Here is a 23,852-nt window from a genome sequence, read left to right as displayed (position 1 = left end):
TGTTTTGCACCCTTTTCTAAAAATAATGCCCTGAGAAATACTCGGATGGGTTTTAAAATTACAAGTCTACTGAAAATAAGATGCATCACTTATATGTAAAATATATCTAGTCGTTATATTCTGTTAAATTAAAGTCAATTTTGGGTTTTAAATAAGGCTGTGTTAGCCTTTTTGGATGTGAATCTGTATTTTTGTATTAAATATTATAATTTAAGTATGAAAAAAAGTATTGTATTGTTGGCATTGTTTGTTCTTTCAAATTTAAATGCTCAACAACGCCCTAAGTTGGTGGTAGGTATAGTTGTAGATCAGATGAAAATGGAATATTTATATCGATTCTCAGATGATTTTTCACCAAACGGATTTAAAAGATTAATTAATAATGGGTATACTTTTCAGAATATGCATTATAATTATATGCCAACTTATACAGCGCCAGGGCATGCGTCAATTTATACAGGAACTACTCCAGCAACACACGGTATCGTAGGTAACGAATGGTTCAGCAGAACATTAGGTAAAGAAATGTATTGTACAGATGATGCTGGTGTAAAAACAGTTGGAGATGGAACAGTAGAAGAAGGGGCTATGTCTCCTAAAAATTTGCAAAGTACTACTATTACAGACGAAGTAAGAATGGCTACTAATTTTCAAGGAAAAGTTATTGGAATGAGTCTTAAAGATCGTGGTGCAATTTTGCCAGCAGGACACTTTGCAAACTGGGCTTTTTGGTACAGTAAAACTGGTTCTTTCATTTCAAGTACATTTTACGGTGATAAATTACCAGAATGGGTTTCTCAATTTAATAGTGAGAAACATTATTTGCCATATATAAATAAAGGTTGGGATTTATATAAGCCAGCTTCTACTTATAACGAAAGTTTACCTGATAATAATCCGTATGAGGGTAAATTATATGGCAGTACAGCTCCTGTTTTTCCATATGATTTGAAAACAATGTATGAGAAAAATGATGCAGGAATCTTAAGAGCTACTCCATATGGAAATGATTTATTAGCTGAATTTGCTAAAAAAGCTATTGAAAAAGAAGAACTTGGAAAAGATAATATTACGGACTTTTTAACAGTAAGTTTTTCATCTACTGATTATGTTGGACATTTATTAGGTCCACGCTCAATTGAATTACAAGATACTTACTTAAGATTGGATCAGACTATTGCTGATTTTTTAGCTTATTTGGATTTAACGGTTGGTAAGGAAAATTACCTTCTTTTCTTAACAGCAGATCATGCTGGTGCTGAAAACGTTATCTATTTAAAAGACCGTAAATATAATGTTGATAATTATCCATCTAAAGATTTTAAGAAAAACCTACAGGATTTCTCAACTAAGACATTTGGAGCTGATTTACTTTTAAATTATTCAAATTTTAATATTTTCTTCAATAAGCAAATTATAAAAGATAAAGGTTTAGAACTGACAAGAGTAAAACAAGCATTTAAAGAATATTTGATTACACTGCCGCAAATTAAAAAAGTATATACGGAAGAAGAAATTTTAGCAAATTCTGGAAACGACTATTATTTAAATTTCGTAGCAAAAGGATATGATGTAACTCAAGATGGAGATATGGTTATAATTAATAAACCTGGAGATATGGAATATTCGCCTACTGGAACATCACATGGAACTCCATATAGTTATGACACTCATGTACCAGCAATCTTTTATGGATGGCACATTAAAAAAGGAGAATCGTATGATAAAAAAGCAATTACTGAAATCGCTCCAACAATTGCTCAAAAAATTAAAGTTGCTTTTCCTAACGGAACGGAAGCAAAAGTATTACAAGAAGTATTAGACGAAAAATAATATTCTGTATAAAATTTAAAACCTGTCTCTGCAAGACAGGTTTTTTTATGTCATAAAAAAGGTTTTTCAATTAAGAAAAACCTTTTTAAATAGTGTTTAGTAAGCACTTATTTTAATGTTAGCACTATGCGTTTGCTAACACTAATTCTTCGTTAAAAGGAAGATTCCAAGCTTCAGCAACTCCTTTGTAAAGAATTTTTCCGTTAGCGATGTTTAATCCTTTTTTCAATTCTTCGTTTTCATTACAAGCCTTTTGCCATCCTTTGTTTGCTAATTGCACTGCATAAGGCAAAGTAGCATTAGTTAAGGCTAAAGTAGATGTATAAGGAACAGCACCTGGCATGTTAGCTACACAGTAGTGAACAATATCATCAATAATAAAAGTTGGATTTTCGTGAGTTGTTGGAGTACAAGTTTCAATACATCCACCTTGATCAACTGCAACGTCAACAACAACAGTTCCTGGACGCATTAATTTAAGCATATCACGAGTAATTAGGTGAGGTGCTTTTGCTCCTGGAATTAATACAGCTCCAACAATCAAGTCAGCATCTTTAATTGCTCTTGTGATGTTATAGTGGTTAGACATTTCTGTATTTACATTTGCTGGCATAATGTCATCTAAATAACGTAAACGAGGCAAACTTAAGTCCATTATAGTTACTTGTGCTCCTAAACCAGCAGCCATTTTTGCAGCCTGAGTTCCCACAATTCCACCACCTAAAACTAATACTTTAGCTGGCGGTACACCTGGAACACCACCTAAAAGAATTCCTCTTCCTTTTAATGGCTTTTCAAGATATTTTGCTCCTTGTTGAATCGCCATACGACCTGCAACCTCTGACATTGGAACTAATAATGGCAAACTGCGATCTGTTTTCTCTACTGTTTCGTAAGCTAAACAAACTGCACCTTTTTCAAGCATTGCATGAGTTAATGGCTCTGAAGAAGCAAAGTGAAAATAAGTGAAAAGCAATTGATCTTTTTTAATTAACGGATATTCAGAAGCAATTGGCTCTTTTACTTTTATAATCATTTCAGCAATTGCGTAAACTTCTTCAATAGTTGCTAAAACTACTGCTCCAGCTTCTGCATATTCATCATCACTAAATCCGCTTCCTAATCCTGCAGTTGATTGCACGTAAACTGTATGTCCGTGTTTTTTCATTTCTGAAACACCAGCAGGAGTTAAAGCTACACGGTTTTCATTGTTTTTTATTTCTTTTGGAACACCTATTATCATATCGTTATATTTTTTGCTTTTTTAAATTTGTTTTACAAAGCTACTGATAGAGAATATATTATTGATAAACGACTTTTAAATAAGAAAATATTATTTTATTTTATACTTTTACAGAAAAATATTCTTTTTCTAGGGCTATATTTTCTCTTAAAAAGAAAAAATGACTAAATTTTATTAATTAGAGAAAACGTTTTCGCTATGGCTTTAGATGAAATTGACAAAAAAATCTTACGACTTTTACAGGAAAATGCCCACTATACTTTGAAGGACATTGCAAACAAAATAAATTTGTCATTAACACCTGTTCATGATCGTGTTAAACGTCTTGAAAAAGAGGGAGTTATTGAAAAGTATGTTTCGATTTTGAATAAGAAAAAACTCGGAAATAATCTTACGGTCTATTGTCAGGTAACATTGACAAAACAGACTTATGATACTTCTGAGGGATTTAATCAATCGATTTTAAATTTACCTGAAGTAGTAGAGTGCAATTATGTTTCAGGAAATTTCGATTATATGCTTAAAGTTATTATTCCAGATATGGAAAGCTATCATCATTTTCACCAAAAAAAATTATCTATTTTACCTGAGGTTTCTCTAATAAATACTGTTTTTGTAATTTCAGAAGTTAAAAGTACAACTGTCTTGCCTATTTAATTTAATAAAAAAACCACCAAGAAATCTCGATGGTTTTTAGAAATAGTGGTTTTTTGGTTTTATATTTAATAATAAGTAAAGCGTCTTACTCTTGCAATATATTTTGCTAAACGAATTACTTGATGACTATATCCATATTCATTATCGTACCAAATGTACAGAACAATGCTTTTGCCGTCCTTGGAAACAATTGTTGCATTGCTGTCATAGATTGATGGTGCCGTAGTGCCAACAATATCTGACGAAACCAATTCATTGTTCAAAGAATATTTGATTTGTTCTACCAGCTCTCCTTCAAGAGCATACTTTTTCATGATTTTATTAATCGCTAAAATTGAAGTAGCTTTTTTAACTTCTAAATTTAAAATTACTAAAGAACCATTTGGAACTGGAACCCGAATAGCATTCGAAGTTAATTTGCCCTCTAAGGATGGCAGTGCTTTTGCAACAGCACTTCCTGCACCAGTTTCTGTTATAACCATGTTCAAGGCAGCAGCTCTTCCTCGACGGTATTTTTTATGCATATTATCAACCAAATTTTGATCGTTAGTATAGGCATGAATGGTTTCTAAGTGACCTTTTACAACTCCCAATGTGTCTTCAATAGCTTTTAAAACAGGTGTAATTGCATTTGTAGTGCAAGAAGCAGCTGAAAAAATATCGATTTCATCTGGGTTATAATCGGTATGATTTACACCATGTACAATATTAGGAACTCCTTTTCCGGGCGCTGTTAACAAAACTTTACTTGCTCCTTTCGAAGTTAAATGTCTCTGTAAGGATTCTTGAACTGTAAAAGCTCCAGTATTATCAATAATTAACGCATCGTTAATACCATATTCTGTATAGTCAATTTCTTCTGGAGAATTTGCTGTAATGATATGAACTGTGGTACCGTTTATGATTAAAGCATTATTTTTTGGATCAGCTGTTACAGATCCTTGAAAATTTCCGTGAATGGAATCATATCGCAATAGAGAAGCTCGTTTCTCTAAAGTCGATGCGTCATTTTTGTCTCTGGTTACAATTGCTCTCAAACGCAGTTGATTTCCCTTTCCAGTTTTAGACATTAATTCTCGCGCTAATAAACGTCCAATTCTTCCAAAGCCATATAAAACAACATCCTTAGGTTGAATTTCTTTTGAAGATTTGGCTTTTTTCAATTTATCGATTACAAAATATCGTGCATCGGGATATTTTTCATCTTCTAAACGATATTCATAAGTTAGTTTTCCAAGATCTATTTTCGCAGGCGGAAGATCTAATGACAAAACAACTTTTGCAATTTCTACCGAATCAAAAATGGTGATTGGTTTGCCTACAAATTCACCTGCGTATTGATGGAGGTTGATAATATCGCTGACATTTTTATCCAGCAATTGATTTTTGAATAAAACCATTTCTATGGATTTGTCATACCATAAATCGCTTATGACTTTAATTAATTCGACACCAGCTCTTCTTCGGTCGACTTGTAATGATACCTCTTTTTGGTACAAAGATTTTTTACTCATAATTGATTAAATTGGAAAAATAAAATGCTCACTATTTTAAAATTTTCCGCAAAAGTATCTATTTCAATCGATTTCGTAAACTATTTTATAATTTATTTTTGAAAATAAAAAAGCCACCTTATTTTCTAAGTTGGCTTTTTTTTAATGAAATTTTAATTGTCTTCAGTTTCAGTCTTCAGTCCCAGTATTTCCTCTTTAGGAAACTGTAAACTGCAAACAAGTACTGCGACAAATTTTAAATAATTATTCTAAATATTTCTCCGTTTTTGTTTATCATTTCAATTCGGACACTTTGACCTTCATCTTTTTTACTTAAAAGTCTCGAAACAGTTTCAACATTTGTTGCTTTTACATTATCAATACTCAAAATAATATTGCCCTGTAATTCATTTTGATATTGCATTAAATTCTCATTTGTTATGCTTCTGATTTTTACTCCATAATCAATTCTGAATTTCTTTTTATCCGTAGCATCAATATTTTCTAATTCAATTCCTTTAAATTCGGTGCTGTAAAATTCATTTTTACTTAATGTAACCGGAACAGTTCTAGATTTTCCGTCTTTAAGATATGTTACATTTACTACGTCATTTGGTCTTTTGGTATTAATGTATCCAGAAAGATCAGCATAAGTCGAAATATTTTGGTCATCTAGTTTTACAATAATATCTCCTTTTGAAAGTCCTGCTTTTTCAGCTCCTGAATTTTTAGAAACTTTGCTAATATAAAAACCTTGAGTTTGAGTAACTCCTAATTCTTTTGAAGCATTACTGTTTAGTTCGCCGCCTTCAACTCCTAGAATTCCTCTCTGAACATTACCGAATTCCATAATATCTTCGATGATTTTTCGAGCAATATTAGATGGAACCGCAAATGAATATCCAACATAAGAACCTGTCATTGATGAAATCATGGTGTTAATTCCAATCAATTCGCCTCTTGTGTTTACTAATGCGCCACCACTGTTTCCTGGATTTACTGCCGCGTCAGTTTGAATAAACGACTGAATTCCGTTTGTATCTAAATTTCTGGCTTTCGCCGAAACTATTCCAGCAGTTACAGTTGAAGTTAAGTTATATGGGTTTCCGACTGCCAAAACCCATTCTCCAATTTTTACCGAATCAGAATTTGCAAAAGCGGTATAAGGTAATTTTTCATCAGCATTGATCTTCAATAATGCAATATCCATTTTAGAATCTGTACCAATTAGTTTTGCAGTATATGATTTTTTATTGTTTAACGTAATTTCAATTTCAGAAGCATCTTTTATAACATGATTATTGGTTACAATATATCCGTCTTCAGAAATAATAACTCCAGAGCCGGTGCCAACTTGTTCTTGCTGTTGCTGGCCTCCATAACCATAGAAAAACTCCATCATAGGATTACTTACAGTTCGTCGCGAAACATTTTTTACGTGAACAACTGTGTGAATTGTTTTGTCTGCTGCAGCTGTAAAATCAACTGTTTCTGCATTTAATGCTACATTCCTGCCAAATGAATTTGGGGCGAGAGTAACAACAGAATTTTGTCTTCCAAAAAAAGAATTGCTGCCATCAAATAATAATTTGTAAGCTCCAAGTGTAGTAGCGCCACTTAGCAATGACACTAAAAATAAGGTTGAAAATCTTTTCATAATTAGGATGTATATTTAATTTACTTAACGTAAAATTAAAGCAAAAAATTATTTGAAAAAATGCTTTAACTCTCTTTAACAATGATTAACATTTCATTAATTAATAGTTTGTACTTTTGTAGTATATAATAGAAGAAAAATGCAAATAGAATTTTATAAATATCAAGGCACGGGCAACGATTTTGTGATGATTGACAATCGTACTAATTTTTTCCCAAAAGAGAACATACAATTAATTGAACGTTTGTGTGACAGACGATTTGGTATTGGAGCTGACGGGCTTATTTTACTTGAAAATGATCCTAACACTGATTTTAAAATGGTCTACTACAATTCTGATGGAAATCAGAGTTCGATGTGCGGAAACGGCGGGCGATGCTTAGTAGCTTTTGCCAATCAATTAGGCGTCATTAAAAACAATACAATTTTTATTGCAACAGATGGCTTACACCATGCTTCAGTAGGTGAAGATGCTATTATTTCTTTGCAAATGATTGATGTTGATGAAGTACAGCAAAAAGATTCTTATACTTTTTTAAATACAGGTTCTCCACATCATGTTCAAATTGTAGATGATTTAGAACATTATAATGTAAAAGAAAACGGAGCTGCAATTCGCTATGGAGAATTATATGGTGAAAAAGGAAGCAATGTCAATTTTGTAAAAAAGGTTGACGACAGTACTTTTTCTCTTCGTACTTATGAAAGAGGTGTTGAAGACGAAACTCTTGCTTGCGGAACAGGCGCAACAGCAGTTGCCATTGCGATGAACGCTATTGGGCAGACTGATAAAACTTCAATTAACTTGAATGTTGAAGGCGGAAAATTGGTAGTTTCTTTTGATAAAGATGGAAATCATTTCACGAATGTTTTCTTAACCGGACCAGCTAAATTTGTTTTCAAAGGAACAATCGAAATATAAGATCTAAAATCACAATCTAAAATTAAAAAATGATAACACTCAAAGGCGACAATATTTATCTGAGGGCACTCGAACCTAATGATTTGGAGTTTGTTTATGCCATGGAAAATGATCAAAGCATTTGGGAAGTTAGTAATACATACACACCTTATAGCCGTTTTTTGGTTCGTCAGTATCTCGAAAACGCCCAACAGGATATTTATGAGGCAAAGCAATTGCGTCTGGCCATTTGTCAAGATGAAGATTTTCCGGCTATCGGATTAATTGATTTATTTGAGTTTGATCCTAAAAATAATAGAGCCGGAGTTGGCATTGTGATTCAAAAAGATGAAAATAAAAGACAAAATGTTGGGTCTGAAGCTTTAGGGCTTTTGATTAAATATGCTTTTTATAATTTAAATTTACATCAGCTCTATGCAAATATTAGTGTAGAAAATGTAGCAAGTATAGCTCTTTTTACTAAATTTGGTTTTGAGAAAATAGGAATTAAAAAAGATTGGATTTTGCTGCGCAACCACTATCAAGACGAAGCAATGTTCCAGTTAATTAATAAACAAATTTAAATTTAAAACTTTGAGCTTAAAAAAAATTATCACGATAACTGCCGTAGCCGTAATTTCAGTTTTAATGATTTATGGATTTATTTTAATCAGCAGAATTTTTAGTGCGAACACTAAATTTGAGGAAAAAGAATTATACGTCTATGTTCCGACTGGAGCAAATTATACAGATGTAAAAAAAATATTAGAGCCTTACATTAAAAATTTCGAAAACTTCGAAATGGTAGCAAGCAAAAGAAGTTATCCAGATAATGTAAAATCAGGTCGTTTTTTACTTAAAAAAGATATGAATAACATCGATTTGGTACGTGCAATGCGTTCTAATGTTCCTGTAAAGTTGGCTTTTAACAATCAAGAGCGTCTAGAAAATTTTGCTGGAAGAGTAGGTTCTGAAATCGAAGCAGACAGTTTGTCTTTAATGAAAGCAATAAAAGATTCGACTTTTATGGCAGCAAACGGCTTTAATGAAGACAATGTATTTGCGATGTTTATTCCAAATACTTATGAAATTTATTGGAATACGTCTGCAGAGAAATTCCGTGACAAAATGATCAAAGAATACCATAATTTTTGGACTGCTGAAAGAATCGAAAAAGCTAAAAAACAAGGCTTAACACCAGTTCAGGCAACTATTTTGGCTTCAATAGTTCATAAAGAATCAGTTAAAAAAGATGAAAGACCTAGAATTGCTGGAGTTTATTTAAACCGTTTGCGTTTAGCAATGCCTTTGCAAGCTGATCCGACAGTAATTTATGCTCTAAAATTAAGAGACAATAATTTTGATCAGGTTATCAAAAGAGTATTTTATAATGATTTGGTTATGAAATCTCCTTACAATACTTATGTAAATATCGGACTTCCTCCGGGACCAATTGCAATGCCAGATATTACAGCTCTTGATGCAGTTTTAAATCCTGAAAAAAACGATTACATTTATTTTTGCGCAAGCGTAGAACGTTTTGGGTATCATGAATTTGCATCAACTTATGAGCAGCATACAATTAATGCAAAAAAATATTCAGACTGGATTGCTAGTCAAGGCGTAACAAGATAGTTTTGAATTTTAAACATTTCCTTCTCTTATCGGCATTATTTTTTTTGAGTTTTTATTCTTTGAAAGCACAAAGCAAATTCGAAATTTTTTTAACTCCCTCCGATACTTTAAATAAAAAAAGACAAAATACCGTTATAGTAACTGAGGCTGCTCTGGCTTCGGTTACCTTAATTGGTTTGAATCAGCTTTGGTATGCTGATTATCCGCAGTCTAATTTTCATTTTATAAATGATAATAATGAATGGCTTCAGATGGATAAAGTAGGGCATATGTATTCTGCTTATCATTTAGGAAGATTTGGTGCTGAAATGTTAAATTGGAGCGGTGCAAGTCAAAAAAATCAACTTGTTTACGGTGCCGGATTAGGATTTGCATTTTTAACTGCTGTTGAAGTTTTAGATGGATATTCATCAGGATGGGGAGCTTCTTCTGGAGATTTAATTGCAAATGCAACAGGAACAGCCTTATACGTTTCTCAAGAATTACTTTGGAAAGAACAGCGAATTACTCCTAAATTTTCTTTTCACACTACAAAATATGCAAATCTACGTCCTGAAGTTTTAGGAAGTTCATTAAATGAACAGCTTTTAAAAGATTATAACGGACAAACTTATTGGCTTTCTGTCAACCTTTATTCTTTTGCAAAAGAAAGCAAAATTCCGAAGTGGTTAAATATTGCTTTTGGATATGGAGCTGATGGAATGTTAACAGGAAATTTACAAAATGATAATCCAGTTTCTGTTCAAAACCCAGAAAGATTTCGTCAGATTTATCTTAGTTTTGATGTGAATTTGACGAAAATTGAAACAAAATCGCATTTTTTGAAAACTATTTTTTCTGTTTTTAACACCTTAAAAATTCCTGCTCCAACTCTCGAATATAGCGCCAATAAAGGGCTTAAAGCACATGCGTTCTATTTCTAAAAACGCTTAACTATTTGATTTTCAGTATTGTTTTGTTTTTCTTATCTTTGCACCGTAGAAATTTCAAAGAGGTGACAGTGATTTGAAGAAAAACAATTTATGATAAAGAAGTGGTATTTTTATGCGAGTTTGATCGTTATTATTACATTTTTGAGTTTGGGTTTTAAACCCTTTAATCTGGAAACCAAACCGTGGTTTCTCACAGAAAAAACAGATGGAGCCGAATACTTATTTCCATCGCAACAAGAGGATGATTATCCTATTTTAAACAATTTAAACATCCCATTTACAGGAAAGCATCTTATAGGTTTTAAAGAAGCCGTTGCTTTCAAAGAATCTCAAGGAAAATACCGATTGGTAAATTCATTGGGTTACATGGGGAAATACCAATTTGGTTCTCAAGCCCTACGATCTATAGGTGTTCGAAATGGTAAAGCTTTTCTAAAAGATCCTGCTTTACAAGAAAAAGCTTTTATTGCGTTATTGTCCAAAAATAAATGGATTTTACGTAATGAAATCGAAAGGTACGAAGGAAAAATCATTAGCGGTGTCGAAATCACCGAATCTGGTATTTTAGCAGCAGCACATCTTGGAGGCGCTGGTTCAGTAAAAAACTTCTTTAAAAATAAGGGGAGTAGACGTTTTAGAGATGCCTATGGTACTTCATTAAGAAGTTATATGAAAGCCTTTGGAGGTTATGATCTTTCTCACATTGAAGCAGATAGTAATGCAACAATAAATGATTAAGAATTAAAGCAAAATAAAAAATCCCGATAATTCGGGATTTTTTTATGTCAATTAGTCAATTAAAATTTCTAGAATTTTTATCGCCGCTTCACTGATTTTAGTTCCTGGCCCAAAAACAGCAACGGCACCCGCATCAAATAAAAATTGGTAATCTTGCGCCGGAATTACACCGCCGACAATTACCATAATGTCTTCGCGTCCGTGCTTTTTAAGTTCTTCTATTACTTGAGGGACTAATGTTTTATGTCCTGCGGCTAATGAAGAAACACCTAAAATATGGACATCGTTTTCAACGGCTTGTTTAGCAGCTTCGGCAGGATTTTGAAAAAGAGGCCCTATATCTACATCAAAACCTACATCTGCATAACCTGTTGCAACTACTTTTGCACCTCGGTCATGCCCGTCTTGTCCCATTTTGGCAATCATAATTCTAGGACGTCTTCCTTCTTGTTTTGCAAAAGCATTCGCTAATTGTTTTGCCTTTTCAAAATTCTCGTCATTTTTTATTGCTGCACTATACACACCGCTAAAGGATTTAATTTGTGCTTTATACCTGCCAAAAACACTTTCCAAAGCATCGCTGATTTCGCCCAATGTAGCTCTGTCTCGAGCGGCTTCAGTAGCAATCTCTAATAAGTTACCTTGACCAGTTTTTGCACAAAGAATTAATTTTTCTAATGATCGATTTACTTTTTCAGTATCTCTTTTTGCTTTTATTTCTTCAAGTCGCTCAATTTGCTGTTTTCGAACCATTTGATTGTCTACATCCAAAATATGCAAAGGATCTTCTTTTTCTAATCTAAATTGATTAACACCAACAATAATGTCTTGTCCGCTGTCTATTCTCGCTTGTTTTCTAGCGGCAGCTTCTTCTATTCTAAGTTTGGGAATTCCGGCCTCGATGGCTTTTGTCATCCCGCCAAGTTCTTCTACTTCTTCAATTAGTTTCCAAGTATTTTCTAGGAGTTCATTCGTCAGACTTTCAACATAATAGCTTCCGGCCCAAGGATCGACAGTTTTGGTTATTTTCGTTTCTTCTTGTAAAAATATTTGTGTATTACGTGCAATTCTGGCTGAAAAATCGGTTGGCAGAGCAATCGCTTCATCAAGTGCGTTGGTATGTAAGGATTGTGTTCCGCCAAAAGCAGCCGCCGTTGCTTCAATACAAGTTCTGGCCACATTATTAAACGGATCTTGTTCTGTTAAACTCCATCCACTGGTTTGGCAATGTGTTCTTAAAGCCAAAGATTTATCGCTTTTAGGATTAAATTGCTGTATTAATTTCGCCCAAATCATTCGGCCGGCCCTCATTTTTGCAATTTCCATAAAATGATTCATTCCGATTGCCCAAAAGAAAGACAATCTTGGTGCAAATTCATCAATGGTCATTCCAGTTGAAAGTCCAGTTCTAATGTATTCTAAGCCATCTGCTAAAGTATAAGCCAATTCGATATCGGCTGTAGCTCCGGCTTCCTGCATGTGATATCCTGAAATAGAGATAGAATTGAACTTAGGCATTTTTTTGCTTGTAAATTCAAATATATCAGCGATAATTTTCATTGACGGAGTTGGCGGGTAAATATATGTATTACGCACCATAAACTCTTTCAAAATATCATTCTGAATTGTTCCAGATAATTTTTCGATTGCAACGCCTTGTTCTTCAGCTGCAACAATATAAAATGCCATAATGGGCAAAACAGCACCATTCATCGTCATCGAAACTGACATTTCATCTAACGGAATTTGGTCAAAAAGCACTTTCATATCTTCAACCGAATCTATAGCAACTCCTGCTTTTCCAACATCGCCAACTACTCTCTCATGATCTGAATCGTAACCGCGATGGGTAGGTAAATCAAAAGCTATTGAAAGGCCTTTTTGGCCTGCAGCCAGATTTCTTCTGTAAAAAGCATTACTTTCTTCTGCTGTAGAAAATCCGGCATACTGGCGAATTGTCCAAGGTCTTCTTACATACATTGTTGCATAGGGTCCACGTAAATTTGGCGCAAATCCAGCTCCAAAATCTAAAAACTCTAAATCTTCGATATCTTTCTCAGAATACTGTTTTTTAAGTTCGATTCCTTCGGCAGTTGTAAAATTATCTGTCAAAGTGTCAAAATTTTGACTTTCGATTTTTGACTTTTGACTTTGAAGATTGATATGTTTAAGGTCTTTTCTTATCATTGAGACACTTTGTTTTGTGGTTTTATTAATTACTTTTTTAAGATTATTCAAGTTCTAATCGTTCTTGCTCCAGTTTTTCAGCTAATCTTTTTTCTATAATTGGTGTAATTAATGTTTTTCTCGGCTTTATTTTTACAAATGGAAACAGCTCTAAATCGTGTTTCATTTTGTCTTCTTTGTTTGGGTATTTATTTGTACCCAATAAGACTTCTTTTTTAGAATCAAATAATTCTTGTTCTTTAGAAGCGCTTTCTTGAATCTTCTTCTTGATCGTTCCGTCGTTTAAAAGTTTTAAAAATCCTCCATTGGCTTCAATATCTTTAAATAAAGCTAAACTTTTTTCAGCCAATTGCATGGTTAGACTTTCAATGTAATAACTTCCATCAGCAGGATTATCAACTTTATCAAAATAACTTTCGTGTTTTAAAACCAATAACTGATTTCGTGCAATTCGGTCGCCAAATTCATTGTCTTTATGATAAAGCGCATCGTAAGGCAAATTAGCTACTGCATCAGCACCGCCCAAAATTGCCGACATGCATTCTGTTGTTGTTCGAAGCATATTTACATTATAATCGTAAATCGTTTTGTTTCGTTTAGTTGGAGTTACCAATAAATGACAATCAATTTCAGCATTATATTCGGAAGCAATCAATTTGAAAAGCATTCGCAATGCTCGAAGTTTAGCAATTTCAAAAAAATAATTTGTTCCTACAGAAACCTGAAAAACAATTGGTTTCGTTATAGTTGGCAAACGGTTTAAATATTCATTGGCATGCGCTAAACTATAAGCAATTTGCTGTGTAATATTTGCTCCAGCATTTTGATACAATCCTAAATCAATGCTTAAGAATGAAATGTTTGTTGTAGCTTTTGAAATTTTTTCAAGTGTTTCAAAATTATTTTTATCGGAGGTTGCAAGCCAATTCCCTTCTCTCGCAAAATAGCCAATTGGGTCGATGTTACAGTAAAAGGTTGCTTTTTTTTGAATCGAAATCGTGTCTAATAGTTTTACGAAATCGATTGAAATAAAATTCAAATTAAAGTAAACAGTTCTGTTTTCTAAAGGAAGGTTTTCTAATAATTTTTGCATGTCAAGTTTTTCGTTTTGAATCGTAAAACGTAAACTTTCAGCTCCTCTTTCAATAGCATTAATAGCTCTTTGAATCGATTTCTCGACATCATAAACAAAGATGTTTTGGCAGATTTTAAAGTTTGAAACATTTGTTTTTACCGTAGCGGCAGTCGAAAATTCATCTCTATGGTAAAAAGGTTTAACCTGAATATCTTCTGGAGAATTCCAAATAACAGTTTGGTTGTATTCGGCTCCATCTAATTCAAACTGAATTTTTTGTTTCCATTGTTTGGATGAAATCGGATTAAAATCGTCGAATAGGGTAGTGGCCATTTGGTGTTTTTTCTGATTATTCTTTTTCTTGAATCGTATCTCCTTCAAATTTAATGATATAAATATCTTCGCTGTCTTTTTTCATAAAGTACTTTTCGCGAGCATATTTTTCTATTTGTTCAGGATTTTTAAGCTGTTTGATCTGTTCCTGATCTTTTTTTATTTCTTCCTGATAATATTTTTTATTGTCTTGAAGTTCATTGATTTGACCATCTAAAAAGCGATGGTCAAAATAAGAGTAATTGTCTAAAAATAGCATCCAAACTACAAAAAATAGTAAAACCCAAACATATTTGTTGCTTAGGAGTTTGAACCATTTTTTGTCTTTATATGGATTTTTCATTTCAGTTTGTTTAACAATTACGGTTTAAGATTTAAATCGGAGCTATCGAGATAAGAATCAGGATAGCTCTTATTTTTCTGGAATAAATTTACGATAAAAATTATGAAATTCGCTGATTAATTACAGCACGAACCACATCAATAGCTACAGTGTTGTATTTATCGTTTGGAATAATAATGTCAGCAAAAGCCTTTGATGGCTCTATAAACTGCTCATGCATAGGTTTTAAGGTGTTTTGATAACGTGTCAAAACTTCATCGATATCACGTCCGCGTTCTGAGATATCACGTTTTAAACGGCGAATTAATCTTTCGTCAGAATCTGCATGAACGTAAATTTTAATATCAAAAAGATCACGAAGTTCTGGATTTGTCAAAATTAAAATACCTTCAACAATCATTACTTTTCTTGGATGTGTTGAAACAGTATCATCAGTCCTATTATGTTGAATGAAAGAATAAACAGGCTGATCAATAGTTTCGCCTGCTTTTAGTGCTTTTAAATGTTTTTCTAATAATTCAAAATCAATCGCGCGCGGATGATCAAAATTTATTAATGCTCTTTCGTCAAACGACAAATTATGGGTTTCTTTATAGTATGAATCCTGAGAAATCACCCCAACTTCAGTGTCTGGCAATTCGTTCATGATTTGGTGTACTACTGTTGTTTTTCCACTTCCTGTTCCTCCTGCAATTCCAATAATGAGCATATGTTTTTTGTTTGATATTTGATTGGCAAAAATAATAATTTAAGTGAATTGAATAAACATATTAATGCATTTAACCATATAAGTAATGTAAGTAAATATAAGCAGCAAAATGTTTAACTAAAATAGTGCTTAGCTGAACTTATATTGCTTATATGTTAAAATGATTATCATTAAAATATAAAAAAATCCCGACAGCATTGCTGTCGGGATTTAGTGCAATCAGTATAGTTTTAATAAAATATTCTGAATTTAGTAAGCACGTAAAATTATTTATTCTTTTTTGCTTTAATCATCATTTCAAGCTGATCCCAAAGTTCTTCTGGAATGGCTTCTAATAAATTAAATTGGCCTGCGCCTTTTAACCATTCACCACCATCAATTGTGATAACATCCCCATTTACATAAGCAGAAAAATCAGAAACTAAATATGCTGCTAAATTGGCCAATTCTTGGTGATCACCTACACGTTTCAATGGCACTTTTTTGGCCATATCAAACTTTTCAGCAAGATCGCCTGGCAATAATCTGTCCCAAGCGCCTTTTGTAGGGAACGGTCCCGGAGCAATTGCATTCGAACGAATTCCGTATTTTGCCCACTCTACAGCCAAACTTCTTGTCATGGCTAAAACTCCTGCCTTTGCAGTAGCACTAGGGACAACATAAGCTGAACCTGTCCAGGCATAAGTTGTTACAATATTTAAAATAGTTGCCGATGTTTGCTTCGTGTCAATCCAATGTTTTCCAAAAGCAAGCGTACAGTTTTTAGAACCTTTTAATACAATATCTATAACAGTATCAAATGCATTTGCAGATAGACGTTCTGTTGGAGAAATAAAATTTCCGGCAGCGTTGTTCAAAAGAACATCAACTTTTCCGAAAGCTTTTAAAACTTCTTGAAGCATGTTTTCAACTTCTTCATAATGACGAACATCACATTGAACCGGTAAACATTTTCCGCCAGTTTCACTTTCTAGTTCAGCTGCTGTAGTTTTAAGCTTTTCTAAATCTCTAGAAGTAATCGCCACCTGAGCTCCTAATTCTAAGAAATATTTAGTCATTGCTTTACCTAAACCACTTCCGCCACCTGTAACTACAATGACTTTTCCTTTTAAGGCGTCATCGCGCAACATTTTATCTGTATAGCTCATATTTTTCTTTTTATTACAATATTAATTAAATAAATAGGATGCATGCATAATAATGTTATAAATTTTTGATAAAATTTATATATCGCATAATTTTTTTGCAGCCGATTCTAATGTGAAATTGTCTTTCGCAAAACAAAAGCGTATTAATTTTTGGTCTTTGTGATCTGAGTAAAAAGTGGAAATAGGAATTGCAGCAACACCATGATCTGTAATTAGTTTTTTACAGAAACTAACATCATCATCTTGAGAAATATTTGCATAAGAAGCGACTTGAAAATAAGTTCCTTCGCAAGGTTTCAACTCAAAACGGCTATTTTGAATCAGTTTGCGAAAATAATCTCGTTTCTCTTGATAGAATTTTCCAAGAAGATTAACATCAACAACATCTAAATATTGACTGATAGCCACTTGAGAAATACTGTTGACGCTGAAAACCAAAAACTGATGTACTTTTTTGATTTCTTTCATTAGATATTCCGGAGCAATCGTGTAGCCAATTTTCCAGCCGGTAATATGAAATGATTTCCCAAAAGAAGAAACCATAATACAACTATTCAAAAGAAATTCTTTGGTATGAGCAGAAATATGTTTTTCTTCAAAAGTAATATATTCATAAACCTCGTCAGATAAAACTAAAATATCAGGATACCTCGAAAGTATTTTTTCTAATTGAAGGAAATCAGTTTCCGTTAATATTTTTCCAGTCGGATTATGAGGGTTATTGATGATAATCATTTTGCTATTTGCAGAACAGGCTTTTTCGATCGTTTCCCAATTTGGCGTATAATCATCATTTAAAGCCACTCGAACTGGTTTTGCATTACACAATAATACCGGAGATTCATAAGAATCATAACTAGGATCTAAAATAATTACTTCGTCACCAGTTTTTACTAAAGCTAAAATTGAAGTAAAAATGCCTTGCGTTGCGCCGGCGGTAACCAAAAGTTCTAAATCAGGATTAATCGTTCTTTTGTAAGAACTCTGAATAAGCTTCGCAATCTGATTCATCAATGGCAGATAACCGGCCATTGGAGTATATTGGTGTATGTTTTCTTTCGAGATTTTCGCCACAATGTCTGTCAATCTTTCATCAACAGGAAAATTAGGAAATCCCTGCGAAAGATTAATTGCATTGTATTCGGCTGCCATTTTAGACATTACCGTAAAAATGCTTGTGGTTATGTTTGGGAGTTTACTCATGATAAAGTTTTGATTAGCGAAAAACTTGTGAGTACAATATAAGGCAATTTTTAAAATTACATTTTATGAATAATAAAAATCGTCGGTCGATTATGCAAATCAACTTTTAATTTTTTCCAATCTGCAATACGCATTGTTTTTATAAACTCTGTCGGCAAAGTTATATCTGTCGCAATACATAAATGTGTTGAAGGATTTACAATCTGCAAAATATCTTCAACTAATTTATTGTTTCTATAAGGAGTTTCTATGAAAATCTGCGATTGGTTTTTATCCTGAGATAATTTCTCAAAATGTTTTAATGCTGATTTTTTCTCGTCTTTATCAATTGGCAAATAGCCATTGAAAGTAAAACTTTGACCGTTCATTCCAGAAGCCATCATAGCCAATAATATAGAAGAAGGACCAACTAAGGGCACAACCTGAATTCCTTTTTCATGTGCCAATTTTACAATTACAGCACCGGGATCTGCAACGCCGGGACAACCGGCTTCACTCATTAGTCCCACATTTTTTCCTTCTAATAAAGGTTTTATGAAGTCTAAATGTTCGCTTGGCTCTGTTCTTTTATTTAGTGTAAAAAGAATAAGTTCTGATTGTTTTTTCTCTGGAGAAACCGCTTTTATTGATTTTCTGGCTGTTTTTTCGTTTTCAACAATATAATGATCTATAAAATCGATACTTCTTTTTACTGTTTGAGGTAAAACATCCATCGGATCGCTTTCGCCCATTGTCGTTGGAATTAAATATAGTTTTCCTAGAAGTTTCATTTTTTGATATTTTATAGTTTAAAACAAAAAATGTATTTCATTTATATAGGTATAAGTGAAATACAAATTAAATTACGAGTGTTTTTTGATGAGTTTAGAAGCAATTATTTCAGCAACTTCGTCTAGCATTTGATAAACATTATCAAAACCATTTACAGCGCCAAAGTAAGGATCGGGAACATCTACATTTTCATCCGGAAATAATTCGTTTAAAATAAGATGAACTTTGCTTTCGTGTTCTGGAGTTTTTGCTAAATGAATGACATCACGATAATTCGAATTATCCATAACATAGATATAATCGAATTCATCAAAATCTGAAGTTTTAAATTGTCTTCCTTTTTGATTGTCAATACATAAACCGTTTTTTTGAGCGACGGCTATTGAACGTTGGTCAGGTGAGTGACCTACATGCCAAGATCCAGTTCCGGCTGAATCAACGATGAATTTGTCTTTTGGTAATTTTGATGCTAAAATACCTTCAGCTAATGGTGATCTGCAGATATTTCCCAAACAAACCATTAAAATTTTTACTGGCATGATTCGCGTTTATAGCGTTAATTTTTTGTTGATGTCTTCGACAAATTTCTTGAATTGTTTGTCTGTAGAAACTAAATTGTCAACTGTTTTACAAGCGTGTAATACTGTAGCGTGATCGCGATCTCCAATTTGTGAACCAATGTTTGCCAAAGAAGCTTTAGTAAATTTCTTTGCAAAAAACATAGCCAATTGTCTCGCCTGAACAACATGCCTTTTTCTAGTTTTGGATTGAAGCGTTTCAATATCCAACTGAAAATAATCAGACACAATTTTTTGAATATAATCGATAGAGATTTCTCTCTTTACGTTTTTAACAAATTTTTCGACAACACTTTTCGCTAACTCAATTGTAACTTCTTTTTTGTTGAAAGAAGATTGAGCGATCAATGATATAATAGCTCCTTCAAGTTCACGAACATTAGTTTTGATATTACGGGCAACATATTCAATAATGTCTTCCGGCATATCAACACCGTCGCGGTATAGAATGTTTTTTAAGATTGAAATACGAGTTTCATAATCTGGCTGGTGCAATTCAGCAGATAATCCCCATTTAAAACGAGATAATAATCTTTGCTCAATATCCTGCATGTCTACAGGAGCTTTATCCGAAGTTAAAATTACTTGTTTTCCGTTTTGGTGCAAGTAATTAAAAATATGGAAAAATACATCCTGAGTTCCTGATTTCCCTGATAAAAACTGAACATCATCAATAATCAAAACGTCGATTAACTGGTAAAAGTGAATGAAATCATTACGATTATTCTTTTTAACCGAATCAATATATTGTTGTGTGAAAATTTCGGCAGAAATATATAAAACCGTTTTTTCAGGATATTTATCTTTTACTTCAACACCAATAGCGTGTGCTAAGTGAGTTTTTCCTAAACCAACTCCTCCAAAAATTAATAACGGATTAAATGATGTTCCTCCAGGTTTGTTGGCTACAGCCATACCAGCAGAACGAGCCAAACGGTTAGAATCTCCTTCAAGAAAATTATCAAAACTGTAGTTTGCATTTAACTGCGACTCAATTTTTAAATTTCTGATTCCAGGAATTACAAACGGGTTTTTAAGTTCAGGATTTAAGTTTTTAAACGGAGCATCAACTTCTTGCGGTTTCATTGGCACTCTGTTGGCGCTTGGCAACTGTTCGGTAAACGGTTGTTTATTGCCATAAGTGTTCTCCATCTTAATTTTATAAAGTAACTTTGCGTTTTTTCCCAGTTCTTTGGTAAGCGCAACTTTCAATAATTTAACGTAATGTTCTTCTAGCCATTCGTAGAAAAATTTACTTGGAACTTGAATATATAACGCGTTGTCGGTTAGCTCAACTGATTTGATTGGTTCGAACCAAGTTTTATAGGCTTGATCTTGAATATTGTCTTTTATAAAGGACAAACAGTTTTCCCATACCGATTGAGCAGTTTTAGTCATAGATTCAATTAAATTTTTTTATTATTGATAAAGATTCTCCTAATAAAAAGGGAGCAATTTTATTCCGTATTTCGGGATAACAAATATGTGAACAAATTTCTGTAAAAAAAAATATTTTGGGGTCTAATTTTATAAAAAAATGTTGTACGTGAACTTTAAGAAGTTTAAATTTTTTAATCTATAAATAATGAAAAATCATCAAACGCAAGTGCGTGTACGTTACTCAGAAACGGATCAAATGGGAGTTGTTTATCACGGAAATTACATTCCGTATTTCGAGATCGGACGCGTGGAATGGCTTAGAAACAAAGGGATTTCGTATAAAAGTATGGAAGAAAGCGGTATTGGTCTCCCAATTGTTTCGATGCAAATAAATTATAAAAAATCTGCGCGTTATGATGAGCTTCTTACGATTCATACTGCTTTCAAAAGTCAGTCATCGGTTAAGATTGAATTCGACTGCGCAATCTATAATGAAGCGAACGAGTTATTAACAACTGCCGTGTTTATTTTAGTATTTATTTCGTTAAAATCAGGCCGCCCAACGGCTCCGCCAGATTATATTTTAGAATTATTTAAAACACTAGTATAATTGTTAAAAGGAAGTGCAAATTTATATCAAATTATATAGTTTTGATGTCAATTTCAAACATTAAATCAAAAATGTCGAATACTGATTCGGCATTTTTTTTTCGCGTTTTTGTCATAATTTTTCCAATTGGCAATCCAGAAATTTCATCTATTTCCATTTCTTGAGAAGTAATTTCAAGTTTTTTTTCTTTAATGACACGCATCACTTTATTCATGTTCTTGTAATCAAAAGAAATTAAAAAATGAACATCGATTGTCTTTTCGACAATCTCGCAAACATCAAGTGTCATTTGTGCGGTTGTTTTATAAGCTGTGATTAAACCTCCTACGCCTAATTTAACTCCTCCAAAAATCCGAACCACAACAACTAAAACATTCGTTACCCCAAAAGACTGAATTTGGCCATAAATAGGTGCGCCCGCCGTATTGCTGGGTTCTCCATCATCATTGGCGCGATATGATATTTTTGGAGCCGAACCTAATTGATAAGCGTAACAAAAATGAACAGCGTGCGGGTGTTGTTTTTTTAAGCTTTCTATAATGGGTTTTACTTCATCTTCAGTTTCTATAGGAAAAGCGTAGCCAAAAAATTTGCTTCCTTTTTCTTTAAAAAGTATTTCTTCAGACTCAAAAGCAATGGTTTTATAGGTGTCGTTATATTCCAAAAGTAAATTTCTAGATTAAATTTTGTTGCTAAACCTTTTCTCCTGCAGATTTGTTTTTATAAGATGTTTTAAATATCTGCTTTATCGGCAAAATCTGCGGGGAAGATAAAAATAAGCTAAAGTATTTTTTTATCAAATAAATCGACAACATCTTCCTGGCCAACTTGTAAATTCCATACATGGAAACCTAAAGATGCTGCAGAATCTGTATTTTCTTTTTTGTCGTCTATAAACAGAGTTCGTTTTGGAGACAATTCATGTTTGTTGATTAAATATTGAAAAACTTCAGCATTTGGTTTTCGCATTCCAATTTCAAAGGAAAAATAAACTTTTTCAAAACATTGGTAAAAATCGCTGTAAAATGAAACACCACTTTTATTTTCGAAAGTTTCAATATGAATAGAATCCGTATTGCTCAATAAAAACAAACGGTATTTTTTTGAAAGCATCTGAAGGAATTCTAATCGATATAAAGGAAAATCTGCTAAAACAGCATTCCAGGCTTTGAGAATTTCTTCAACAGAAGCATTTGGCAGTTCTTTTTGAAAACCTCCTATGAAATCATCATGCGAAATATCGCCAGTTTCAAACAAAAGATTTAAACGATCTAATTCTGCATTCCATTCGGTCATACCTAATTGCTGCAATCCTGAAATAGTAGCTTGTTTGTCTAAATTGATAAAAATATCTCCAAAGTCAAAAATTATAGTATCAATCATGATTTCTAACGTATATTAATTCGTCGTTTTGAATATGGGTTTTAGTTATGGTTTTCTTTTGAAGAATTGGCGCTTTTGTTCCTTTATTAAAAATACTTTCTCCAATAAAAATTCGGGCTTCGTCCCAAGTGTTTTGATCGATAAAAGATTGTAAAGTTTTTAAACCGCCTTCTATAATAATAGACTGAATTTGATTTTGATGCAAAACAGTCAAAATTTGCGGTATTATATTTTGATTAAAATCGATTACTTCAAAGCTCGTCTTTTCTGCTGAAAAGCTTATTTCTGATTTTGTAAATACAATGGTTTTTACACTGTCATCAAAAATAAAACTGTCTCGAGAAATTCGGTTATTCTGATCTAAAATAACTCGTATCGGATTATTTCCTGCCCAATCTCTAACATTTAATTTCGGATTGTCGTCAATAACAGTCTGCGTTCCTGCCAAAATAGCCTGTTCTTCACTTCTCCATTTATGTACCAATTGTCTTGAATACGTATTGGTTATCCAAACTGGTTTTCTTTCTTGATTAAGTTCTTTTTCTGGTGCCAAAAAACCATCTTGACTTTCAGCCCATTTCAATATAATATAAGGTCTCTTTTTTTGATGAAAAGTAAAAAAGCGTTTATTGAGTTCGTTACATTCATCTTCTAAAATGCCAACCGTTACATTTACTCCAGCTTCTAGTAATTTTTTGATTCCATTTCCAGCAACTTTTTCATTAGGATCTACTGTTCCAACAACCACATTTGGGATTTTATTTTCAATAATCAAATCACAGCAAGGAGGCGTTTTTCCAAAATGGCTGCAAGGTTCTAAACTCACATAAATAGTTGCTTTTTTTAACAGTGATTTGTTTTTTACAGATCGAACGGCATTTACTTCTGCATGTGGTTCTCCAGCTTTTTTGTGCCAGCCTTCGCCAATAATCTGGCCGTTATATACAATTACGCTTCCTACCATCGGATTTGGATATGTTGTTCCAAAACCATTTTTGGCAAGTTCAATACAGCGTTTTAAGTATTTTTCATGTAGATTCACG

Annotated in this window: 23 protein-coding genes; 8 read left to right on the top strand and 15 right to left on the bottom strand. The window is 33.0% G+C overall.

Annotation, left to right across the window (positions count from 1 at the left end; genetic code table 11):
• The first annotated feature begins 216 nt into the window (after nucleotides 1-216).
• Nucleotides 217-1,833 (top strand): alkaline phosphatase PafA, encoded by a 1,617-nt coding sequence (gene pafA / locus IR010_RS13750; RefSeq protein ID WP_194604607.1) that lies wholly within the window; start codon nucleotides 217-219, stop codon nucleotides 1,831-1,833.
• A gap of 124 nt (nucleotides 1,834-1,957) precedes the next feature.
• On the opposite strand, the gene ald is transcribed toward pafA, so the two are convergent.
• Nucleotides 1,958-3,076 carry an alanine dehydrogenase gene (gene ald / locus IR010_RS13745; protein WP_029272638.1) on the bottom strand — a complete coding sequence of 373 codons (1,119 nt, stop codon included), beginning with the start codon at nucleotides 3,074-3,076 and terminating at the stop codon, nucleotides 1,958-1,960.
• Between the two features lie 198 nt (nucleotides 3,077-3,274).
• On the opposite strand from ald, the gene IR010_RS13740 reads away from it, so the two are divergent.
• On the top strand, nucleotides 3,275-3,733 hold the full coding sequence (locus tag IR010_RS13740; RefSeq protein ID WP_029272639.1) for an Lrp/AsnC family transcriptional regulator: 459 nt from the start codon (nucleotides 3,275-3,277) through the stop codon (nucleotides 3,731-3,733).
• A 65-nt stretch (nucleotides 3,734-3,798) separates the two neighbouring features.
• Here the strand turns inward: IR010_RS13740 and IR010_RS13735 are convergent, their stop codons facing one another.
• Both IR010_RS13735 and IR010_RS13730 read right to left on the bottom strand, forming a co-directional pair.
• Complete coding sequence (locus tag IR010_RS13735; RefSeq protein ID WP_194604604.1) at nucleotides 3,799-5,247, bottom strand: glyceraldehyde-3-phosphate dehydrogenase; 1,449 nt, start codon at nucleotides 5,245-5,247, stop codon at nucleotides 3,799-3,801.
• A 235-nt stretch (nucleotides 5,248-5,482) separates the two neighbouring features.
• A complete protein-coding gene (locus IR010_RS13730) occupies nucleotides 5,483-6,883 on the bottom strand; it encodes a trypsin-like peptidase domain-containing protein (RefSeq protein WP_029272641.1) in 1,401 nt (466 codons plus the stop codon).
• A 139-nt stretch (nucleotides 6,884-7,022) separates the two neighbouring features.
• Here IR010_RS13730 and dapF point away from each other — a divergent pair, with 139 nt between their 5' ends.
• The 5 genes from dapF (at nucleotide 7,023) to IR010_RS13705 (ending at nucleotide 11,089) form a co-directional block, all read left to right on the top strand.
• On the top strand, nucleotides 7,023-7,805 hold the full coding sequence (gene dapF, locus IR010_RS13725) for a diaminopimelate epimerase (protein ID WP_029272642.1): 783 nt from the start codon (nucleotides 7,023-7,025) through the stop codon (nucleotides 7,803-7,805).
• A 29-nt stretch (nucleotides 7,806-7,834) separates the two neighbouring features.
• Entirely contained in the window at nucleotides 7,835-8,368 is a 534-nt protein-coding gene (locus IR010_RS13720) for a GNAT family N-acetyltransferase (protein WP_029272643.1), read from the top strand.
• 10 nt (nucleotides 8,369-8,378) lie between these two features.
• Nucleotides 8,379-9,419, top strand: coding sequence for an endolytic transglycosylase MltG (gene mltG / locus IR010_RS13715; protein ID WP_029272644.1), 1,041 nt, complete (start codon nucleotides 8,379-8,381; stop codon nucleotides 9,417-9,419).
• Between the two features lie 59 nt (nucleotides 9,420-9,478).
• Nucleotides 9,479-10,342, top strand: a complete 864-nt coding sequence (locus IR010_RS13710; protein WP_228515165.1) for a DUF2279 domain-containing protein — start codon at nucleotides 9,479-9,481, stop codon at nucleotides 10,340-10,342.
• A 99-nt stretch (nucleotides 10,343-10,441) separates the two neighbouring features.
• Entirely contained in the window at nucleotides 10,442-11,089 is a 648-nt protein-coding gene (locus IR010_RS13705; protein ID WP_029272646.1) for a hypothetical protein, read from the top strand.
• A 51-nt stretch (nucleotides 11,090-11,140) separates the two neighbouring features.
• Here the strand turns inward: IR010_RS13705 and scpA are convergent, their stop codons facing one another.
• From scpA to dnaA, 9 genes are all read right to left on the bottom strand, one after another.
• Nucleotides 11,141-13,276 carry a methylmalonyl-CoA mutase gene (gene scpA, locus IR010_RS13700; protein WP_194604597.1) on the bottom strand — a complete coding sequence of 712 codons (2,136 nt, stop codon included), beginning with the start codon at nucleotides 13,274-13,276 and terminating at the stop codon, nucleotides 11,141-11,143.
• 43 nt (nucleotides 13,277-13,319) lie between these two features.
• The gene (locus IR010_RS13695; RefSeq protein ID WP_194604593.1) at nucleotides 13,320-14,684 is read right to left on the bottom strand and encodes a methylmalonyl-CoA mutase subunit beta; all 1,365 of its coding nucleotides are present in this window, start codon (nucleotides 14,682-14,684) and stop codon (nucleotides 13,320-13,322) included.
• A 16-nt stretch (nucleotides 14,685-14,700) separates the two neighbouring features.
• Complete coding sequence (locus tag IR010_RS13690) at nucleotides 14,701-15,027, bottom strand: FtsB family cell division protein (RefSeq protein ID WP_194604590.1); 327 nt, start codon at nucleotides 15,025-15,027, stop codon at nucleotides 14,701-14,703.
• A gap of 100 nt (nucleotides 15,028-15,127) precedes the next feature.
• On the bottom strand, nucleotides 15,128-15,736 hold the full coding sequence (gene udk / locus IR010_RS13685; RefSeq protein WP_194570132.1) for a uridine kinase: 609 nt from the start codon (nucleotides 15,734-15,736) through the stop codon (nucleotides 15,128-15,130).
• A 266-nt stretch (nucleotides 15,737-16,002) separates the two neighbouring features.
• Nucleotides 16,003-16,884, bottom strand: a complete 882-nt coding sequence (locus tag IR010_RS13680) for an SDR family oxidoreductase (RefSeq protein ID WP_029272651.1) — start codon at nucleotides 16,882-16,884, stop codon at nucleotides 16,003-16,005.
• A 75-nt stretch (nucleotides 16,885-16,959) separates the two neighbouring features.
• Complete coding sequence (locus tag IR010_RS13675) at nucleotides 16,960-18,087, bottom strand: methionine aminotransferase (RefSeq protein WP_194604587.1); 1,128 nt, start codon at nucleotides 18,085-18,087, stop codon at nucleotides 16,960-16,962.
• A gap of 56 nt (nucleotides 18,088-18,143) precedes the next feature.
• A complete protein-coding gene (locus tag IR010_RS13670; RefSeq protein ID WP_056247545.1) occupies nucleotides 18,144-18,857 on the bottom strand; it encodes an SAM-dependent methyltransferase in 714 nt (237 codons plus the stop codon).
• A 72-nt stretch (nucleotides 18,858-18,929) separates the two neighbouring features.
• Nucleotides 18,930-19,397, bottom strand: a complete 468-nt coding sequence (locus IR010_RS13665; protein ID WP_194604582.1) for a low molecular weight protein-tyrosine-phosphatase — start codon at nucleotides 19,395-19,397, stop codon at nucleotides 18,930-18,932.
• 9 nt (nucleotides 19,398-19,406) lie between these two features.
• Nucleotides 19,407-20,834 carry a chromosomal replication initiator protein DnaA gene (dnaA, locus tag IR010_RS13660; RefSeq protein ID WP_029272655.1) on the bottom strand — a complete coding sequence of 476 codons (1,428 nt, stop codon included), beginning with the start codon at nucleotides 20,832-20,834 and terminating at the stop codon, nucleotides 19,407-19,409.
• A 187-nt stretch (nucleotides 20,835-21,021) separates the two neighbouring features.
• On the opposite strand from dnaA, the gene IR010_RS13655 reads away from it, so the two are divergent.
• Nucleotides 21,022-21,426, top strand: a complete 405-nt coding sequence (locus tag IR010_RS13655; protein ID WP_194570124.1) for an acyl-CoA thioesterase — start codon at nucleotides 21,022-21,024, stop codon at nucleotides 21,424-21,426.
• A gap of 31 nt (nucleotides 21,427-21,457) precedes the next feature.
• On the opposite strand, the gene IR010_RS13650 is transcribed toward IR010_RS13655, so the two are convergent.
• From IR010_RS13650 to ribD, 3 genes are all read right to left on the bottom strand, one after another.
• Entirely contained in the window at nucleotides 21,458-22,090 is a 633-nt protein-coding gene (locus tag IR010_RS13650) for an IMPACT family protein (protein ID WP_194570122.1), read from the bottom strand.
• Nucleotides 22,091-22,206: 116 nt separating this feature from the next.
• Nucleotides 22,207-22,809 (bottom strand): HAD family hydrolase, encoded by a 603-nt coding sequence (locus IR010_RS13645; protein WP_194604579.1) that lies wholly within the window; start codon nucleotides 22,807-22,809, stop codon nucleotides 22,207-22,209.
• Nucleotides 22,802-23,851 carry a bifunctional diaminohydroxyphosphoribosylaminopyrimidine deaminase/5-amino-6-(5-phosphoribosylamino)uracil reductase RibD gene (ribD, locus tag IR010_RS13640; RefSeq protein WP_194604576.1) on the bottom strand — a complete coding sequence of 350 codons (1,050 nt, stop codon included), beginning with the start codon at nucleotides 23,849-23,851 and terminating at the stop codon, nucleotides 22,802-22,804. The genes IR010_RS13645 and ribD overlap by 8 nt, the downstream gene beginning before the upstream one ends.
• Between the last annotated feature and the right edge of the window lies 1 nt (nucleotide 23,852).

Source organism: Flavobacterium sp. MR2016-29 (assembly GCF_015350695.1).
GTDB lineage: Bacteria > Bacteroidota > Bacteroidia > Flavobacteriales > Flavobacteriaceae > Flavobacterium.
This window is presented reverse-complemented; position numbering and strand designations above follow the sequence as displayed.

Excerpts from the sequence above, each read along its gene's own strand:
- pafA (WP_194604607.1), top strand. The coding sequence starts at position 217 with ATGAAAAAAAGTATTGTATTGTTGGCATTGTTTGTTCTTTCAAATTTA.
- ald (WP_029272638.1), bottom strand. The coding sequence starts at position 3,076 with ATGATAATAGGTGTTCCAAAAGAAATAAAAAACAATGAAAACCGTGTA.
- IR010_RS13740 (WP_029272639.1), top strand. The coding sequence starts at position 3,275 with ATGGCTTTAGATGAAATTGACAAAAAAATCTTACGACTTTTACAGGAA.
- IR010_RS13735 (WP_194604604.1), bottom strand. The coding sequence starts at position 5,247 with ATGAGTAAAAAATCTTTGTACCAAAAAGAGGTATCATTACAAGTCGAC.
- IR010_RS13730 (WP_029272641.1), bottom strand. The coding sequence starts at position 6,883 with ATGAAAAGATTTTCAACCTTATTTTTAGTGTCATTGCTAAGTGGCGCT.
- dapF (WP_029272642.1), top strand. The coding sequence starts at position 7,023 with ATGCAAATAGAATTTTATAAATATCAAGGCACGGGCAACGATTTTGTG.
- IR010_RS13720 (WP_029272643.1), top strand. The coding sequence starts at position 7,835 with ATGATAACACTCAAAGGCGACAATATTTATCTGAGGGCACTCGAACCT.
- IR010_RS13705 (WP_029272646.1), top strand. The coding sequence starts at position 10,442 with ATGATAAAGAAGTGGTATTTTTATGCGAGTTTGATCGTTATTATTACA.
- scpA (WP_194604597.1), bottom strand. The coding sequence starts at position 13,276 with ATGATAAGAAAAGACCTTAAACATATCAATCTTCAAAGTCAAAAGTCA.
- IR010_RS13695 (WP_194604593.1), bottom strand. The coding sequence starts at position 14,684 with ATGGCCACTACCCTATTCGACGATTTTAATCCGATTTCATCCAAACAA.
- IR010_RS13690 (WP_194604590.1), bottom strand. The coding sequence starts at position 15,027 with ATGAAAAATCCATATAAAGACAAAAAATGGTTCAAACTCCTAAGCAAC.
- udk (WP_194570132.1), bottom strand. The coding sequence starts at position 15,736 with ATGCTCATTATTGGAATTGCAGGAGGAACAGGAAGTGGAAAAACAACA.
- IR010_RS13680 (WP_029272651.1), bottom strand. The coding sequence starts at position 16,884 with ATGAGCTATACAGATAAAATGTTGCGCGATGACGCCTTAAAAGGAAAA.
- IR010_RS13675 (WP_194604587.1), bottom strand. The coding sequence starts at position 18,087 with ATGAGTAAACTCCCAAACATAACCACAAGCATTTTTACGGTAATGTCT.
- IR010_RS13670 (WP_056247545.1), bottom strand. The coding sequence starts at position 18,857 with ATGAAACTTCTAGGAAAACTATATTTAATTCCAACGACAATGGGCGAA.
- IR010_RS13665 (WP_194604582.1), bottom strand. The coding sequence starts at position 19,397 with ATGCCAGTAAAAATTTTAATGGTTTGTTTGGGAAATATCTGCAGATCA.
- dnaA (WP_029272655.1), bottom strand. The coding sequence starts at position 20,834 with ATGACTAAAACTGCTCAATCGGTATGGGAAAACTGTTTGTCCTTTATA.
- IR010_RS13655 (WP_194570124.1), top strand. The coding sequence starts at position 21,022 with ATGAAAAATCATCAAACGCAAGTGCGTGTACGTTACTCAGAAACGGAT.
- IR010_RS13645 (WP_194604579.1), bottom strand. The coding sequence starts at position 22,809 with ATGATTGATACTATAATTTTTGACTTTGGAGATATTTTTATCAATTTA.